The 13,690-nt window shown below is 67.9% G+C and carries 12 protein-coding genes and 2 pseudogenes; 13 read left to right on the forward strand and 1 reads right to left on the reverse strand.

Annotated features, from left to right (window positions below; all coding sequences use genetic code 11):
- Nucleotides 1–177 precede the first annotated feature (177 nt).
- The 10 genes and pseudogenes from ABIB14_RS08675 to ABIB14_RS08720 all read left to right on the forward strand — a co-directional run bounded on the left by ABIB14_RS08675 (nucleotide 178) and on the right by ABIB14_RS08720 (nucleotide 9,525).
- Complete coding sequence (locus ABIB14_RS08675) at nucleotides 178–912, forward strand: CoA transferase subunit A (RefSeq protein ID WP_354235475.1); 735 nt, start codon at nucleotides 178–180, stop codon at nucleotides 910–912.
- A 44-nt stretch (nucleotides 913–956) separates the two neighbouring features.
- The gene (locus ABIB14_RS08680; protein WP_354235476.1) at nucleotides 957–1,652 is read left to right on the forward strand and encodes a CoA transferase subunit B; all 696 of its coding nucleotides are present in this window, start codon (nucleotides 957–959) and stop codon (nucleotides 1,650–1,652) included.
- Nucleotides 1,649–2,845 (forward strand): acetyl-CoA acetyltransferase, encoded by a 1,197-nt coding sequence (locus tag ABIB14_RS08685; protein ID WP_354235477.1) that lies wholly within the window; start codon nucleotides 1,649–1,651, stop codon nucleotides 2,843–2,845. The genes ABIB14_RS08680 and ABIB14_RS08685 overlap by 4 nt, the downstream gene beginning before the upstream one ends.
- 77 nt (nucleotides 2,846–2,922) lie before the next feature.
- Nucleotides 2,923–3,978, forward strand: a complete 1,056-nt coding sequence (locus tag ABIB14_RS08690; protein ID WP_354235478.1) for a zinc-dependent alcohol dehydrogenase family protein — start codon at nucleotides 2,923–2,925, stop codon at nucleotides 3,976–3,978.
- A gap of 143 nt (nucleotides 3,979–4,121) precedes the next feature.
- Nucleotides 4,122–4,436: an NIPSNAP family protein gene (locus ABIB14_RS08695; protein WP_354235479.1), complete on the forward strand. Its 315-nt coding sequence runs from the start codon at nucleotides 4,122–4,124 to the stop codon at nucleotides 4,434–4,436.
- A gap of 138 nt (nucleotides 4,437–4,574) precedes the next feature.
- A pseudogene (locus ABIB14_RS08700) lies at nucleotides 4,575–4,873 on the forward strand (PEP-utilizing enzyme); the annotation flags it as partial.
- Between the two features lie 175 nt (nucleotides 4,874–5,048).
- Entirely contained in the window at nucleotides 5,049–5,252 is a 204-nt protein-coding gene (locus ABIB14_RS08705) for a cold-shock protein (protein WP_013599688.1), read from the forward strand.
- Between the two features lie 186 nt (nucleotides 5,253–5,438).
- The gene (locus ABIB14_RS08710) at nucleotides 5,439–8,171 is read left to right on the forward strand and encodes a DUF4118 domain-containing protein (protein WP_354235480.1); all 2,733 of its coding nucleotides are present in this window, start codon (nucleotides 5,439–5,441) and stop codon (nucleotides 8,169–8,171) included.
- On the forward strand, nucleotides 8,168–8,842 hold the full coding sequence (locus ABIB14_RS08715) for a response regulator (protein ID WP_354235481.1): 675 nt from the start codon (nucleotides 8,168–8,170) through the stop codon (nucleotides 8,840–8,842). Before ABIB14_RS08710 ends, ABIB14_RS08715 begins: the two co-directional genes overlap by 4 nt.
- Nucleotides 8,843–8,943: 101 nt before the next feature.
- Nucleotides 8,944–9,525 (forward strand): DinB family protein, encoded by a 582-nt coding sequence (locus tag ABIB14_RS08720; RefSeq protein WP_354235482.1) that lies wholly within the window; start codon nucleotides 8,944–8,946, stop codon nucleotides 9,523–9,525.
- A 6-nt stretch (nucleotides 9,526–9,531) separates the two neighbouring features.
- Here the strand turns inward: ABIB14_RS08720 and ABIB14_RS08725 are convergent, their stop codons facing one another.
- Nucleotides 9,532–10,665, reverse strand: a complete 1,134-nt coding sequence (locus ABIB14_RS08725) for an acyl-CoA dehydrogenase family protein (protein ID WP_354235531.1) — start codon at nucleotides 10,663–10,665, stop codon at nucleotides 9,532–9,534.
- 277 nt (nucleotides 10,666–10,942) lie between these two features.
- Here ABIB14_RS08725 and ABIB14_RS08730 point away from each other — a divergent pair, with 277 nt between their 5' ends.
- The 3 genes and pseudogenes from ABIB14_RS08730 to ABIB14_RS08740 all read left to right on the forward strand — a co-directional run bounded on the left by ABIB14_RS08730 (nucleotide 10,943) and on the right by ABIB14_RS08740 (nucleotide 13,681).
- A complete protein-coding gene (locus ABIB14_RS08730) occupies nucleotides 10,943–12,688 on the forward strand; it encodes an AMP-binding protein (protein WP_354235483.1) in 1,746 nt (581 codons plus the stop codon).
- A gap of 2 nt (nucleotides 12,689–12,690) precedes the next feature.
- Nucleotides 12,691–13,197: a MarR family winged helix-turn-helix transcriptional regulator gene (locus ABIB14_RS08735; RefSeq protein WP_354235484.1), complete on the forward strand. Its 507-nt coding sequence runs from the start codon at nucleotides 12,691–12,693 to the stop codon at nucleotides 13,195–13,197.
- A 57-nt stretch (nucleotides 13,198–13,254) separates the two neighbouring features.
- A pseudogene (locus ABIB14_RS08740) lies at nucleotides 13,255–13,681 on the forward strand (DUF1761 domain-containing protein).
- Nucleotides 13,682–13,690: the final 9 nt, after the last annotated feature.

Raw genomic sequence — 13,690 nt, forward strand, 5'->3', positions numbered from 1 at the left:
AAACAATCAATGTATCCACATTGTGGACACCCATCATCCTAACGTCCACACTGTACAAATAGCGCCAAATATGGCCAGATTACTCGTTGACAGTGACCTTTTCCGCACCGTAGGCTCCAACACCAGAGGTACAGTCCACAAAGTGGATGGTGACAAAGACTTGATGAGGAGATGCAAATGTCTAAGGTGAAATCCGGCGCGGCGGCCGCGCTGCAGGACGTGCTGCGGGACGGCATGACGCTCGCGGTCGGCGGCTTTGGCCTCAGCGGGATACCGAACGATCTGATCGAGGCCGTGCGGGACTCCGGCGTCAAGGACCTCACGGTCGTCTCCAATAACATGGGCGTGGACGGCAAAGGCCTCGGCGTGCTGATCGAGGCGGGCCAGGTCCGCAAAGTCATCGCCTCCTACGTCGGCGAAAACAAGCTCTTCGCCGAGCAGTACCTCGCCGGCAAACTCGAGGTCGAGTTCACCCCGCAAGGCACCCTCGCCGAACGCCTCCGTGCCGGCGGGGCGGGCATCCCGGCTTTCTACACCAAGACCGGCGTCGGCACCCTAGTCGCCGAAGGCAAACCGATGGCGGAGTTCGACGGCGAAGCCTACGTCCAGGAGCGCGCCATCAAGGCCGACGTGGCGCTGGTGCACGCGCACACCGCTGACACCGACGGCAACCTGATCTACCGCTACACCGCGCAGAACTTCAACCCCGTGGTCGCCACCGCCGGAGCTGTCACGGTCGCGGAGGCCGAGGTGATCGTGGAACCGGGCGAGCTCGATCCGAACCACATCGTCACGCCCGGTGTGTTTGTCCAACGCCTGGTCCAGGCCAGCGACCGGATCAAGGACATCGAACAGTGCACTGTCCGGCCCCGCGCCGAAGCGGCTGGCACCGTGTCCGCCGTCGCCGTTTAGCTCCGGCCTGAGCGCCGCCCCAACAATCTTTCAGGAGAATCACCATGGCTTGGACCCGGAATGAAATGGCTGCCATCGCGGCTGAAGAACTGAACGACGGCGACTACGTCAACCTTGGCATCGGCATTCCCACACTGGTGGCCAACAACCTGCCCGAGGGTGTCCGCGTGGTGCTGCAGAGCGAGAACGGCCTGCTCGGCATGGGACCGTTCCCCTACGAGGGCGAGGAGGACGCTGACCTGATCAACGCCGGCAAGCAGACCGTCACGGTCCTGCCCGGCGGCAGCATCTTCGACTCCGCTATGTCCTTCGGCATGATCCGCGGCGGGCATGTGAAGGTCGCGATCCTGGGCGCCATGCAGGTCTCCGGCGCAGGCGACCTCGCCAACTGGACCATCCCCGGCAAAATGGTCAAGGGCATGGGCGGCGCGATGGACCTCGTCGCCGGCACCCCGCGCGTCGTGGTCCTCACCGAGCACAACGCCAAGGACGGCACCGCAAAGATCGTCAGGGACTGCACCCTGCCGCTGACCGGGCTGAGCTGCGTGGACCGGATCATCAGCGACCTCGCGGTCTTCGACCTTGTGAAGAATGAACAAGAAGCAGGCGGCATCCGGCGGCTCACCCTGACCCGCCTCGCCCCGGGCGTCACCGTGACGGAAATCCGCGAAAAAACCGAAGCCGACTTCGACGTCGCGCCCTCCTTCGCCGGCAGCAGCCTGGAAGGAGCCACGGCATGAGCCTGAAGGACCAGTTCGGCAAGGATGTGCTGCTCACCGGCTGGGGCCACAGCCGCTTCGGCAAGCTCACAGAGGAGACCCTCGAGTCCTTGATCGTGCAGGTCGCGACCGAGGCGATCGGCAACGCCGGGATCGAACCGGGCCAGATCGACGAGATCTACCTGGGCCAGTTCAACTCCGGGATGCTGCCGCTGGGCTTCCCGTCCTCGCTGGCCCTGCAGGTCTCCGAGGAGCTCGCCAACGTGCCGTCAACCCGGGTCGAAAACGCCTGTGCGTCCGGCTCGGCCGCATTCCAGCAGGGCACCAAGTCGCTCCTGGCGGGCACCGCGAAGACGGTCCTGGTGATCGGCGCCGAGAAGATGACCCAGGCGGGCGCCGACGTCGTGGGCGCGGCCCTGCTCGGCGCGGACTACGACATGGCCGGCAAGGCCTCCACCACCGGCTTCACCGGGCTCTTCGCCGACGTCGCCAAACACTACGAGAAACGCTACCGCGCCGGCGCCGGGAACCTCGGGGACGTGCTGGGCACCATCGCGGCGAAGAACCACCGCAACGGCGTGGACAACCCCTACGCCCAGCTCCGCAAGGACCTCGGCGAGGAGTTCTGCCAGACGGTCTCGGAGAAGAACCCGATGGTCGCCGACCCGCTGCGCCGCACCGACTGCTCCCCCGTGTCCGATGGCGCCGCCGCCGTGATCCTCAGCGTCGCTCCCACCGGTGGGGCAACCGCGCCGGTCCGGCTCGCCGGGTTTGGCCAGGCCAACGACTTCTTCCCGGCCGAGCGCCGCGACCCCACCGAATTCGCCGCGACCCGAGCCTCCTGGCAGCGCGCCTTGGCGATGGCCGGCGTCGGGCTGGAGGATCTCGACTTCGCAGAGGTACACGACTGCTTCACGATCGCCGAACTGCTGATGTATGAGGCCATGGGCCTGACCGAACGCGGCCAGGGTGCCCGGGCCCTCGAGGAAGGCTGGGTCTTCAAGGACGGCAAGCTTCCCGTCAACGTCTCCGGCGGGCTCAAGGCCAAGGGCCACCCCGTAGGCGCCACCGGCGTCTCCCAGCACGTCATCGCCGCGATGCAGCTCACCGGCACCGCCGGCGCCATGCAACTGGCCAGCCCCCGCCGCGCCGCGGTCCAGAACATGGGCGGCGTCGGCATCGCCAACTACGTCAGCGTGCTCGAAGCACTATAGAAAACAGCGCGGCTCCAAACGGCCGGGCCGGGACTAAACTCGACCCCAGCCCATCCACCACCATGCGAGGAGCCACCATGCGCGCCACCATCATCCACGGCCCCGGCGACATCCGAGTCGAAGACCGCGACTACCCCGCCGTCCTGCAGCCCACCGACGCGGTCGTGAAGGTCACCGCCGCCTGCGTCTGCGGCTCCGACCTGTGGCCCTACCGCGGGGTGCGGCCCACCCACAAGCCCTCCGCGATTGGCCACGAATTCATCGGCCTGGTCGAAAGCATCGGCGACGCGGTGACGGAACTGGCCGTCGGCGACCTGGTGATAGCTCCGTTCGTGGTCAGCTGCGGCAAGTGCCAGCAATGCCTCAACGGCGTCACGGTGGCCTGCGACCACCTGGCCGGCTGGGGCGGAAAGGACGACGCCGGACTGCCGATCGACGGCGGCCAGGGCGAGGCCGTCCGCGTCCCGCTCGCCGAGTCCACCCTGGTTAAGGTGCCCGGCGTCACCGATCCCGACGACGCCCTCCGCGCCAGCCTGCTTGCGCTCTCCGACGTGATGGCCACTGGCCACCACGCCGCCCTCGCCGCGCAGGCGGGCCCCGGCCGGACGGTCGTCGTCGTCGGCGACGGCGCCGTCGGTCTCTGCGGGGTGCTCGCTGCCAAGCGACTGGGTGCGGAGCGGATCATCGCCATGTCCCGGCACGCCGACCGGCAGGCTATCGCCCGGGAATTCGGCGCCACGGACATCGTGGCCGAACGCGGAGACGACGGCGTCGCGAAGGTCCGGGAACTGCTCGGCGGGGTGCTGGCCGATTCCGTGTTGGAATGCGTCGGCACCAAGGAATCGATGGAACAGGCGCTGCACTGCGTACGGCCGGGGGGCGCCCTCGGCTTTGTGGGTGTGCCGACCGGTGGCGGCGAGGTTCCGCTGCGCTACCTCTTCGACACCAACGTCAGCATCGGTGGCGGGATGGCCCCGGCCCGGACCTACATCCCGGAACTGCTCGCCGACGTGCTCGACGGCACCATCAACCCTGGCCGCGTGTTCGACGTCGTCATGCCGCTGGAGGAGGCGCCCGAAGCCTACCGGGCGATGGACGAACGGCGCGCCATCAAGGTCCTGCTGACCCCCTGAACGGGAAGCCCAGGGGCTGCCCGGCAGCGGGCGTCCGGGCGGCCCCGGGACACCGTCTCCGGTGCCTCTGCGCGCTCTTGCACTGCCGCGGCGGCGGGTCTAGCGTGATGCCCATAGCACCCGCAGCCGTCAAGGAGGCCCTCATGGCCAGGTTTGTGCAGATCATCGAATACCAGTCCTCCCGCGCCGACGAGATCGAAGCGCTCGGCAGGCCCTCCCGGACCGAGGGAGACACCGCACCGACGTTCCGCCGGATCGTGGCCGCAGCGGATCGCGACCGGCCCGGGACGTACTTCACCATTGTCGAATTCGATTCCTATGAGTCGGCCATGGAGAATTCCCGGCGGCCGGAGACGGCCGACTTCGCGGCGCAAATGGCCGCCTTGTGTGACTCGCCTCCGGTGTTCCGCAACCTGGATGTGAAGTGGGAGGACACCGGCGACGCGGCCACCACCTAAGCGGTGGGCAATGCCTGCCGCGGCGGATGCTCCGGTCCGGACGGCGGTGGCCAGTCGGCTGTTGCGCGGCGCCCAACTTCAGGGCCTCATCGCCCGCCGCCGCTTGTACTACGTCGAACTGCGCCCTGACCGGAACCCCCGGCGCCGGCCGGCCCCGCCACGGGGACGGTGAGGGTGATTATGGTCCCGGGGGCGCGCGCCTGGAACCCGGCGAGATTCCGGTGGCGCGCTCGACCGACCCCTGCTGGACCCTTCTTTTTCTGACAGCCGGCGCCCAGGCATGAAATGGGCGGCGGCATTTCACGCGGCGCGGTGGCGGCACGAGAGTACGGGTTCCCCGCCGTCGTGGGCGTGCGGGACGCCACCGTCAGGCTGCCCACCGGCCACAAGTAACCGCGGACAGCGCCGCCGGGACCATCCGCGAGCTCTCCGGCTGAGCGTCATCATGGACTTCCGGGGCCCCGGTTTCAGCGTCATCTGAATTAACTCCCGCGCTCAGACCCTTGCACCCAGGCCCGGCGCCCCGTACGTTGGGGACAGCGGACGAATGTCTCCGCAGCCGTTGGCCTCCGTGGCCGTCGGAGATCAGCAGCGTTTCAGAAGGATAATGGCATGGCTACAGGCACAGTTAAATGGTTCAACGCCGAAAAGGGTTTTGGCTTCATTGCCCCGGATGACGGGTCAGCCGACGTTTTCGCCCACTACTCGGCAATCGCCAGCAGCGGCTACCGCTCGCTGGATGAGAACCAGAAGGTCGAGTTCGACGTCACCCAGGGCCCGAAGGGCCCGCAGGCTGAGAACATCCGCCCGCTCTAGACTTTCAGGAAAGACCGGCCTGCCGGAACACTTCTCCTAGAAGACGCAGCAGCCCCTCCGGAATCTTCCGGAGGGGCTGCTGCTGCGTTCGGGGCCTCCTGCCGCCGCCGCCCGGGTGCGGATCTTGATGAATCCTTGATGCCGCCCTCCCCCGCCGGGGCCAGGCCGCAATGGAAGAATGGCTGCATGGCACGTGGAACGCTGCGCATCTTCCTGGGGTCCGCCCCCGGCGTCGGCAAGACCTACGCCATGCTCCGGGAAGGCCACCGGCTCCGGAGCGCGGGCGAGGACGTGGTAATCGGCTTCGCCCGGCACCGCGGCCGCCGCGATACCCGGGAACTACTGTCCGGCCTCGAAGCGGTCCGGCCCCGGCGGGCGCATCTCGGCCGGGTCGACGTCGAGGAGTTGGACCTGGACGCGGTCCTGCGCCGGGCTCCGGCCACCGCGCTCGTGGACGAATATGCCCACTCAAACGTTCCCGGCAGCCGCAACCGGCACCGCTGGCAGGACATTGACGAGTTGTTGGCGGCCGGGATCAATGTCCTGTCCACCCTGGACATCCAGCAGCTCGCTTCCCTCGCCGACGTCGTCAGCGAAATCACCCACGGGCACCCCGTGGAGACTGTCCCCGACGGGATCGTCCGGCAGGCCGACCAACTTCAACTGGTGGATCTTTCCCCCGATCTTCTGCGGCAACGGCTCGCTGCCGGGAATATCGTGCCGTTGGACCGGGTCGACGCGGCACTCTCCAACTTTTTCCGCCCCGGAAATCTCGCCGCTCTGCGGGAGCTCGCCCTGTTGTGGCTGGCCGACAGGGTGGACGAAGGCTTGGCCAGCTACCGGGAAGCCAACCGGGTCGACGACGGCCGGCCGGCCCGGGAGCGCATAGTGGTGGGCCTGGCCGGCGGCACAGAGGGAGAGGCCCTGATCCGCCGTGCTGCCCGCCTGCTCAACCGTGTCAGCGGCATCGACCTGCTGGCCGTCCATGTCCGGGCCGTGAAAGGGGGTGCGGCCGAGTCACCGCAGGCCCTGGAGGCGCAGCGGCAGCTTGTCCTGGACCTCGGCGGCAGCTACCACGTGGTTGCCGGCGAGGATCCGGCCGATGCCCTGCTGGAGTTCGCCCGAAGCGTCCACGCCTCCCAACTGGTGCTGGGCGCCTCCGGCCGGGGAACGGCGGCACGGTTGCTGGACGGGCTGAGCGGCGGCGGAACTACCGCCAGGGTGCTCCGCGGTGCCGACGGCGTCGATGTCCACCTGGTACCGCAAGTCCGCGCGCCGAACGGCGCCCGCCGGAGCCGGCAACGGGACCTGGGCCGGGTGCGGGTCAGCGTCGGTTTCGGCCTGGCAGTAGTGCTTCCGGCGCTGCTCCAGCTGCTGCTTGAGGTTAATCCGGACAAAAACTTGGCTACTTCCATGCTGGTCCAGCTCACGGGTTCCGTCGCTGTGGCCATGGTCGGAGGCCTCTGGCCGGCTGTCCTCGCGGCGCTGTGGAGCAGCCTGCTGGTGAACTTCTTTGCCACCCCGCCCATAGGCAACCTGGCTATCAGCGATGCCGAGAACGTCCTGGCCCTCTTGGTGTTTGTGGGCGTTTCCGCGGCCGTCGCCCTCGTCGTCGACCTCTCCGCGCGTCGGTCCAAGGAGGCCGCACGCGCCCGGGCCGAAGCGACCACGCTGGCCGAGTTGTCACGCAGTGCGGCCGGCGCCGAGGACACCGTCACCGGGCTGCTGGAGCAGGCGCTGGATGTCTTCCAGGTCCGCGGCGCCGCCCTGTTCGGCCTAGCCGGCGGGGACGCAGACGTAGTGGCGGCGGCGCAGCCCGCGGGGCGGATCAGCGGGGCGGCGGCCCAGCGCGGAGCAAAAGCACGGTGGCAGCTACTGGCCGGCGTCGGCGATTTTCCATCCGCGGCCGCCCTCGACGGCGGAAACGCAGCGGCGGCTCTAAGCCCGCACAGTGACAACGTCGAACAGATCAATGAGACCACCCGGCTGGTCCTGTCGGGCCGCGTGCTGCCGGCCAGCGACCGGCGCCTGCTGGGCGTCTTCGGCGTGCATTTGCTGGCCCAGCTGGAGAACCAGCAACTGCACGCCAGCCGAAACCAGGTCCGGCGTTTGGCCGAGGTCAACACCATGCGGACGTCGCTGCTGCGTGCCGTCTCCCATGACCTCCGCACCCCGCTGGCCGGCATCAAGCTTGCCGTCGGGGGGCTCCGCCAAGCCGACGTCAGCTATTCACGGGAAGAGGAACAGGCCCTGCTGGAGACCATCGAAGAGTGTTCCGACCGGTTGGATGCCCTGGTGGCCAACCTGCTGGATATGTCCCGGATCACTTCCGATTCCGTCCAGCCCCTGCTCAGGGCCGTGCGCTGGTACGAGGTGGTCGCCGGTGGCCTGCACGGTATCGCGCCGGAGCGTATCCGGGTCGAGCTCCCGGCGAACATGCCGGAAGTCGAGGCGGACCCTGGCATCCTTGAGCGCGTGATCGCGAACATCGTCGAAAATGCGGTCAAGTACGCCCCGGATTCGGACATTGTGCTGGCCGGCGGCGCCGGCGGCCTCAGCCCCACCACCGTGGGCGGCCGGCCTGCCGGTGAGATGCGGATCATCGACCACGGCGCTGGCGTCCCGGCGGACAAGGTGGTGGAGATGTTTCGTCCTTTCCAGCGCCTGGACGACGCCAGCCGGGCCGGCGGCGTCGGCTTGGGACTGGCGGTGGCCAAGGGGTTCACCGAGGCAATGGGCGGCCGGCTCAGTGCGGAAGCCACCCCCGGAGGCGGCCTGACCATGGTGGTCAGCCTGCCGCTGTCCGAGGGCGCACCGTTTCAGCCGGACGCCGAGCAGGCGCCGCTGGAACCCCAATCCGCCCTACTCAGCCGCCACCACACACCGCCGATCCTCTCTTCCCCCACGGACGTGCCATGACCGGGGTCCTCGTGGTGGACGACGACCCCTACCTGTTGCGGGCCCTTCGCATCACCCTGCGGGCCCACGGTTACGACGTCACCGTGGCCGAGGACGGGCGGGCCGCGCTCCTGGCGGCGGCCCGAACCCCTCCGTCGCTGGTTATCCTGGATCTTGGCCTGCCCGACATGGACGGCGTTGCGGTCCTGGCGACGCTCCGCAGCTGGAGCCAGGTTCCCGTGCTGGTACTCTCGGCGCGCCATGGCTCCGCGGACAAGGTCCAGGCGTTGGACGCAGGCGCCGACGACTACATCACGAAGCCGTTTGGGCTGGATGAACTGCTGGCCCGGTTGCGGGCGCTCCGGCGCCGCAGCCTCGACGACGCCGAACCGACGCTCGTCACCACCGATGCGTTCACCGTGGACCTAGGCAAGCGGCGCGTCACCCGCGATGGTGAGGACATCCGGCTCACACCGACGGAATGGAAAATGCTGGAAATACTTGTCCGAAACCCCGAGAAGCTCATCACGCAGCAGCAGCTGCTGTCCGAGGTGTGGGGCCCGGCCTACGCCAAGGAGACCAACTACCTCCGCGTGTACATGGCCCAGCTCCGCCGCAAGCTGGAACCAGATGCCGGCGCTCCCCGGCATCTGCTCACCGAGGCGGGGATCGGCTACCGTTTCATGCCCTGAGTTTCCTGCGCTGAGTTTCGTGCCCTGCACACGGACCGGACCACTGCTCCGACCGGCGTGGACCGATCCAGCCGGCACTGCGCTTCGGTAGGATGCCGGTCATGGACGATAAAGCGATTCTGCACCGGTATCTACACCTGCGCCGTGCTGAACTGCTGGCCAAGCTGGACGGCCTGGACGAGTATGACGTCCGCCGGCCGCTGACCCCCACTGGAACCAACCTCCTGGGGCTGGTCAAGCACGTGGCCAGCGTGGAGATCGGCTACTTCGGCGAAGTGTTTGACCGGCCCCATGGCCAGCCCCTGCCCTGGCTCGATGACGGCGCCGAACCGGACGCCGACCGGTGGGTCACCCCGGAGCAGAGCCGGGACCAGATCGTGGCGCTGCACTACGCCGCGGCCGCCCACAGCGACGCCACCATTGACGCGCTTCCGCTGGACGCCGACGGCGTGGTCCCCTGGTGGCCCGCGGAACGGCGGCACGTCACCTTGCAGCAGATCCTCGTCCATATGTGCGTCGAGACGGCCCAGCACTTGGGCCACGCCGACATTCTGCGCGAACTCATCGACGGGACGGCGGGGAAGGCTCCCAAGAACGCCAACCTGGAACCGCCGGGAACGCTACGGCGCGGCCGGTTGAACCCGCCCGGCTGCAACTCTGCCGGCGGCTGCCTTGCCGGCTGACGCGGCCTAGACGAAGGCGGACTTCCCGGTCACAGCCCGGGCCACGATCAATGAGTTGATCTCGTAGCTGCCCTCGTAGGTGTAGAGGATTTCGGCGTCACCGAAGAGCTTGCCCATTTCGTAGTCGGTACTGATCCCGTTGCCGCCCAACAGCGAGCGCCCCATCGCGACGGAGGCCCGGGCGAGCCGGGTGGTGGTGGACTTCGCCATCGCCGCCTGCACCATTTCGAGCTTGCCGTCCTGCTGGATCCGCGCCAGCTGGGCCATCAACGCCAGCGAGGCGCTGGCGTTGCCCAGGATTTCGGCGAGCTGCTGCTGGACCAGCTGGAAGCGTGCCAGTTCCTTGCCGAACTGGCGGCGTTCCAGCGCATAGGCACGTGCGACGTCGAACGCGGCCAGCTGGATGCCGGCGCCCTGCCAGCCCACCCAGGCCCGCGAGTCGCGCAGAAGTTCGTTGGCCCGCGAAAAGTCCGTGGCGCCTGGCAGCAGGTTGGCTTCCGGGATCCGGACCTCGTCCAGGACGATGTCCGCGTTCTGCATGATCCGCAACCCGATCTTGTTCGCGATCTTGGTAGCGGTGTAGCCCGGCCTGTCCGTCTCGACTATGAAGCCCTTGATCTGCTGGTCTGCGACGTCGCGGGCCCAGACCAGCGCGAAGTCGGCGATGGTTCCGGCGCCGATCCAGCGTTTGGCCCCGGTGATGACCCACTCGCCGTTGTCCAGCCGCGCCGTGGTGGACAGTCCTCCTGCAATGTCCGAGCCGTGGTCCGGCTCGGTCAGGGCGAAGGCGCCCAGCTGGGTGAAGGCGCAGAGCCCCGGGAGCCAGCGGGCCTTCTGCTCGTCCGAGCCGAGCTCGTCGATCATCCCGACAATCAGCTCGTTGTGGATCCCCACCAGGGCCGAGAGCGAAACGTCGGCGCGTGCCACCTCGACATACATGAGCCCCTTGAAGAGCTTGGAGGTGCCGTCCGTCTGCAGCCCGCCGAGGCCGTGCTTACCCAACTCCGCGAGCAGTCCGAAGGGGAACTCTTCGCGGTTCCAGTAGTCGATCGACGCGGCCCGGATCCGGGTCTGCAAGAACTCCCGGATCTCCTGATAGCGGGCCTTCTCGTCGGCGGGCAGCAGGTCCACGATGAACATCAGGTCCGCGTCCGGGAACGGCGGTGCCGCCGGCGCAGGTGCCGGGCTTTCCGTGGCGCCCCCGCGATCTGCCGTAGCCTGCCCGGCGGTCAGTCCGCCGGCACTTCCTGGTGTCTGCACGGGCACGTATCCCTTCGTAATGTGCCGCAGCTGGGCAGCAACATCGACTCTTCCAAACCCTTGGATGTCCTAGTATATTGCACAGTGATGTGGATCACTAGGCCAGCGGCGGCCGCCATCGGCCCGCCTGGCTGCGACCGGCTGCGAAAGGTGCACCATGACCGTCACTGAGGAATTCCGCTCCGCGAGGGACCGGCTGCTGGCTCTCCGCGAGGACTACGACGCCGCCCGTCAGGAATTCGAATGGCCGCGCTTCCGGGAGTTCAATTTCGCCCTGGACTGGTTCGACCAGATCGCCGCCGACCCGGCCAAGGCCGACCGGCCCGCCCTGGTGATCGTCGAGCAGGACGGTGCGGCCACCCGGCGCAGCTTCGCTGATCTCGCGGCGCGCTCCGCCCAGGTCGCCAACTGGCTGCGGGGCCAGGGCGTGCGCCGCGGGGACCGGATGATCATCATGCTCGGCAACCAGGTGGAGCTGTGGGAATTGATGCTTGCCGGCATGAAGCTCGGCATCGTCATGATCCCCACCACCACGCTGATGGGTCCGGCTGATCTGGCGGACCGGGTGGAACGCGGCGGGGCGAACTGGGCCGCCGTCGGGAGTGGGAACATTGCCAAATTCACCGGTGTCCCGGGCGACTACACCCTGATCGAAATCGCCGACGCCGGACTCGACGGCAGCGGCTCGGGTACAGCCCCGGCCGCGCTGAAGTACGCCGAAGCGGTGGACGCTTCGCAAGACTTCACACCCGACGGGCCCACCATGGCCGATGAGACCCTGTTGCTGTACTTCACTTCCGGCACCACGTCCAAGGCCAAGCTCGTGGAGCACACGCATACGTCCTACCCGGTGGGCCATCTGTCCACGATGTTCTGGATCGGGATGGAACCTGGCGACGTGCACCTGAACGTGGCCTCCCCCGGTTGGGCCAAGCACGCCTGGTCCAACGTGTTCACGCCCTGGATCGCCGAGGCCTGCGTGTTCATCTACAACTACGAACGCTTCGACGCCAAGGCGCTGATGGAGCAGATGGACCGCGAAGGGGTCACGAGTTTCTGCGCCCCGCCGACGGTCTGGCGGATGTTGATCCAGGCGGACCTGACCCTGCTGAAGAACCCGCCCACCAAGGTAGTCTCTGCTGGCGAGCCGCTCAACGCCGAGGTGATCGACCAAGTGAACCGTGCCTGGGGCCAGACCATCCGGGACGGCTTCGGCCAGACCGAGTCCACCGTGCAGATCGCCAACACCCCGGGCCGGCCGATCAAGATCGGCGCCATGGGCAGGCCGCTGCCCGGCTACGACGTCGTCCTGGTGGATCCTGCCACGGGCGAGGAGGCCGACGACGGCGAACTGTGCCTGCGCCTGGACCCGCGCCCCGTCGGGCTGATGAAGGCCTACTACGGGGACCCGGCGAAGACCGCGGATGCCTTCCGCGACGGATATTACCACACCGGGGACATGGCTAGTCGGGACGAACGCGGCATCATCACCTATGTGGGCCGCGGCGACGACGTCTTCAAGTCCTCCGATTACCGGCTCTCCCCCTTCGAGCTGGAAAGCGTGCTGATCGAGCATCCGGCGGTGGCGGAGGCCGCCGTCGTCCCGTCACCGGATCCGCTCAAGCTGTCCGTTCCCAAGGCCTTTGTGGTCCTGGCTGCCGGCCACGAGCCCGGCCCGGAACTGGCCGAGGACATCCTGCGGTACTGCCGCGAGCATCTGGCCCCGTTCAAACGGATCCGCCGGCTCGAGTTCGCCGAGCTGCCCAAGACCATTTCCGGTAAGATCCGGCGGGTGGAACTGCGGCACAACGAGGAGCTGCGCCACGGGGCCGGCGTCGTACCGGAGGGCCTGGGCACCGAGTACTCGGAAGCCGACTTCCCCGGGCTTAAGGGCCAGGGATAGGCGTGGGCGCCCCGCTGCCGCGCGATCCGATCGCCGACGCCCAACGGAACTGGGAACGGCACGGCTGGGCCGACGTCGCCGCCCCGATGGCGGCGATCACGGCCTTGATGCGGACCCAGCAGATCCTGCTGGCCCGGATCGAAACCGCGCTCAAGCCTTTCGGCCTGACCTTCGCACGCTACGAACTGCTGGCCCTGCTGAGCTTTGCCCGCAGCGGCGCGTTGCCGATGAATAAGGCGAGCGCGCTGCTCCAGGTGCACCCCACCTCGGTGACGAACGCCGTGGACCGGCTGCAGGGGGCCGGGCTGGTGCTCCGGTCCCCGCACCCCACCGACGGACGGACCACGCTGATCGAGCTCACCTCGGAAGGGCGCACGCTCGCCAAACGGGCTACGGCGGTGCTCAACTCCGAGGTCTTCGGCCGGTCCGGCTTCGAGGGCCAGGACGTGGACCAGCTGATCCGGATCCTGGGCAACTTCCGGCGCAATGCGGGGGACTTCAGCGGCTAAGCCGTACACTTCGAGTGCGGGCCGTCTTCGGAACGGCCCGGACCCGAGGAGAACGCAATGATTCCGGAGATCAACATCTGGGCCGTGTTGCTGGCCATCCTGTCCAGCATCGTGGCGGGGTCCGTCTGGTACACGCCCAAGGTATTCGGCAACTACTGGATGCGCGTCGCCAAGGTCGCTCCCAGCGGGGACGCCAAGGACACTCTCAAACCCAACCTCCTCGCCCTGGTGGTCAGCTTCGTCAGCGCCTGGGTGCTGGCTGGCGCCGCCGCCATCGCGCAGCACTTCTACGGCGGGGACTTCCTGGCCAACACCCTGGTCGCCGCCCTGATCCTGTGGGCCGGGTTCACCTCGGCCCGCTTCATCACGCACGACGCCTTCGAGGGCCGCCCCGCCGGCCTGACCGTGCTGAACTGCCCACGAACCCGTGCCCCACAAGGTGATGGCTCTGATCATCGGGCTGTTCGGAATCACCGCCGCGTGATGCCCTGAC

The sequence above is a fragment of the Arthrobacter sp. UYEF3 genome (assembly GCF_040546245.1).
GTDB lineage: Bacteria > Actinomycetota > Actinomycetes > Actinomycetales > Micrococcaceae > Arthrobacter.

Coding starts and splice junctions, on each gene's coding strand:
- ABIB14_RS08690 (WP_354235478.1), top strand. CDS start 2,923: ATGCGCGCCACCATCATCCACGGCCCCGGCGACATCCGAGTCGAAGAC.
- ABIB14_RS08710 (WP_354235480.1), top strand. CDS start 5,439: ATGGCACGTGGAACGCTGCGCATCTTCCTGGGGTCCGCCCCCGGCGTC.
- ABIB14_RS08675 (WP_354235475.1), top strand. CDS start 178: ATGTCTAAGGTGAAATCCGGCGCGGCGGCCGCGCTGCAGGACGTGCTG.
- ABIB14_RS08730 (WP_354235483.1), top strand. CDS start 10,943: ATGACCGTCACTGAGGAATTCCGCTCCGCGAGGGACCGGCTGCTGGCT.
- ABIB14_RS08725 (WP_354235531.1), bottom strand. CDS start 10,665: ATGTTCATCGTGGACCTGCTGCCCGCCGACGAGAAGGCCCGCTATCAG.
- ABIB14_RS08680 (WP_354235476.1), top strand. CDS start 957: ATGGCTTGGACCCGGAATGAAATGGCTGCCATCGCGGCTGAAGAACTG.
- ABIB14_RS08695 (WP_354235479.1), top strand. CDS start 4,122: ATGGCCAGGTTTGTGCAGATCATCGAATACCAGTCCTCCCGCGCCGAC.
- ABIB14_RS08685 (WP_354235477.1), top strand. CDS start 1,649: ATGAGCCTGAAGGACCAGTTCGGCAAGGATGTGCTGCTCACCGGCTGG.
- ABIB14_RS08705 (WP_013599688.1), top strand. CDS start 5,049: ATGGCTACAGGCACAGTTAAATGGTTCAACGCCGAAAAGGGTTTTGGC.
- ABIB14_RS08720 (WP_354235482.1), top strand. CDS start 8,944: ATGGACGATAAAGCGATTCTGCACCGGTATCTACACCTGCGCCGTGCT.
- ABIB14_RS08715 (WP_354235481.1), top strand. CDS start 8,168: ATGACCGGGGTCCTCGTGGTGGACGACGACCCCTACCTGTTGCGGGCC.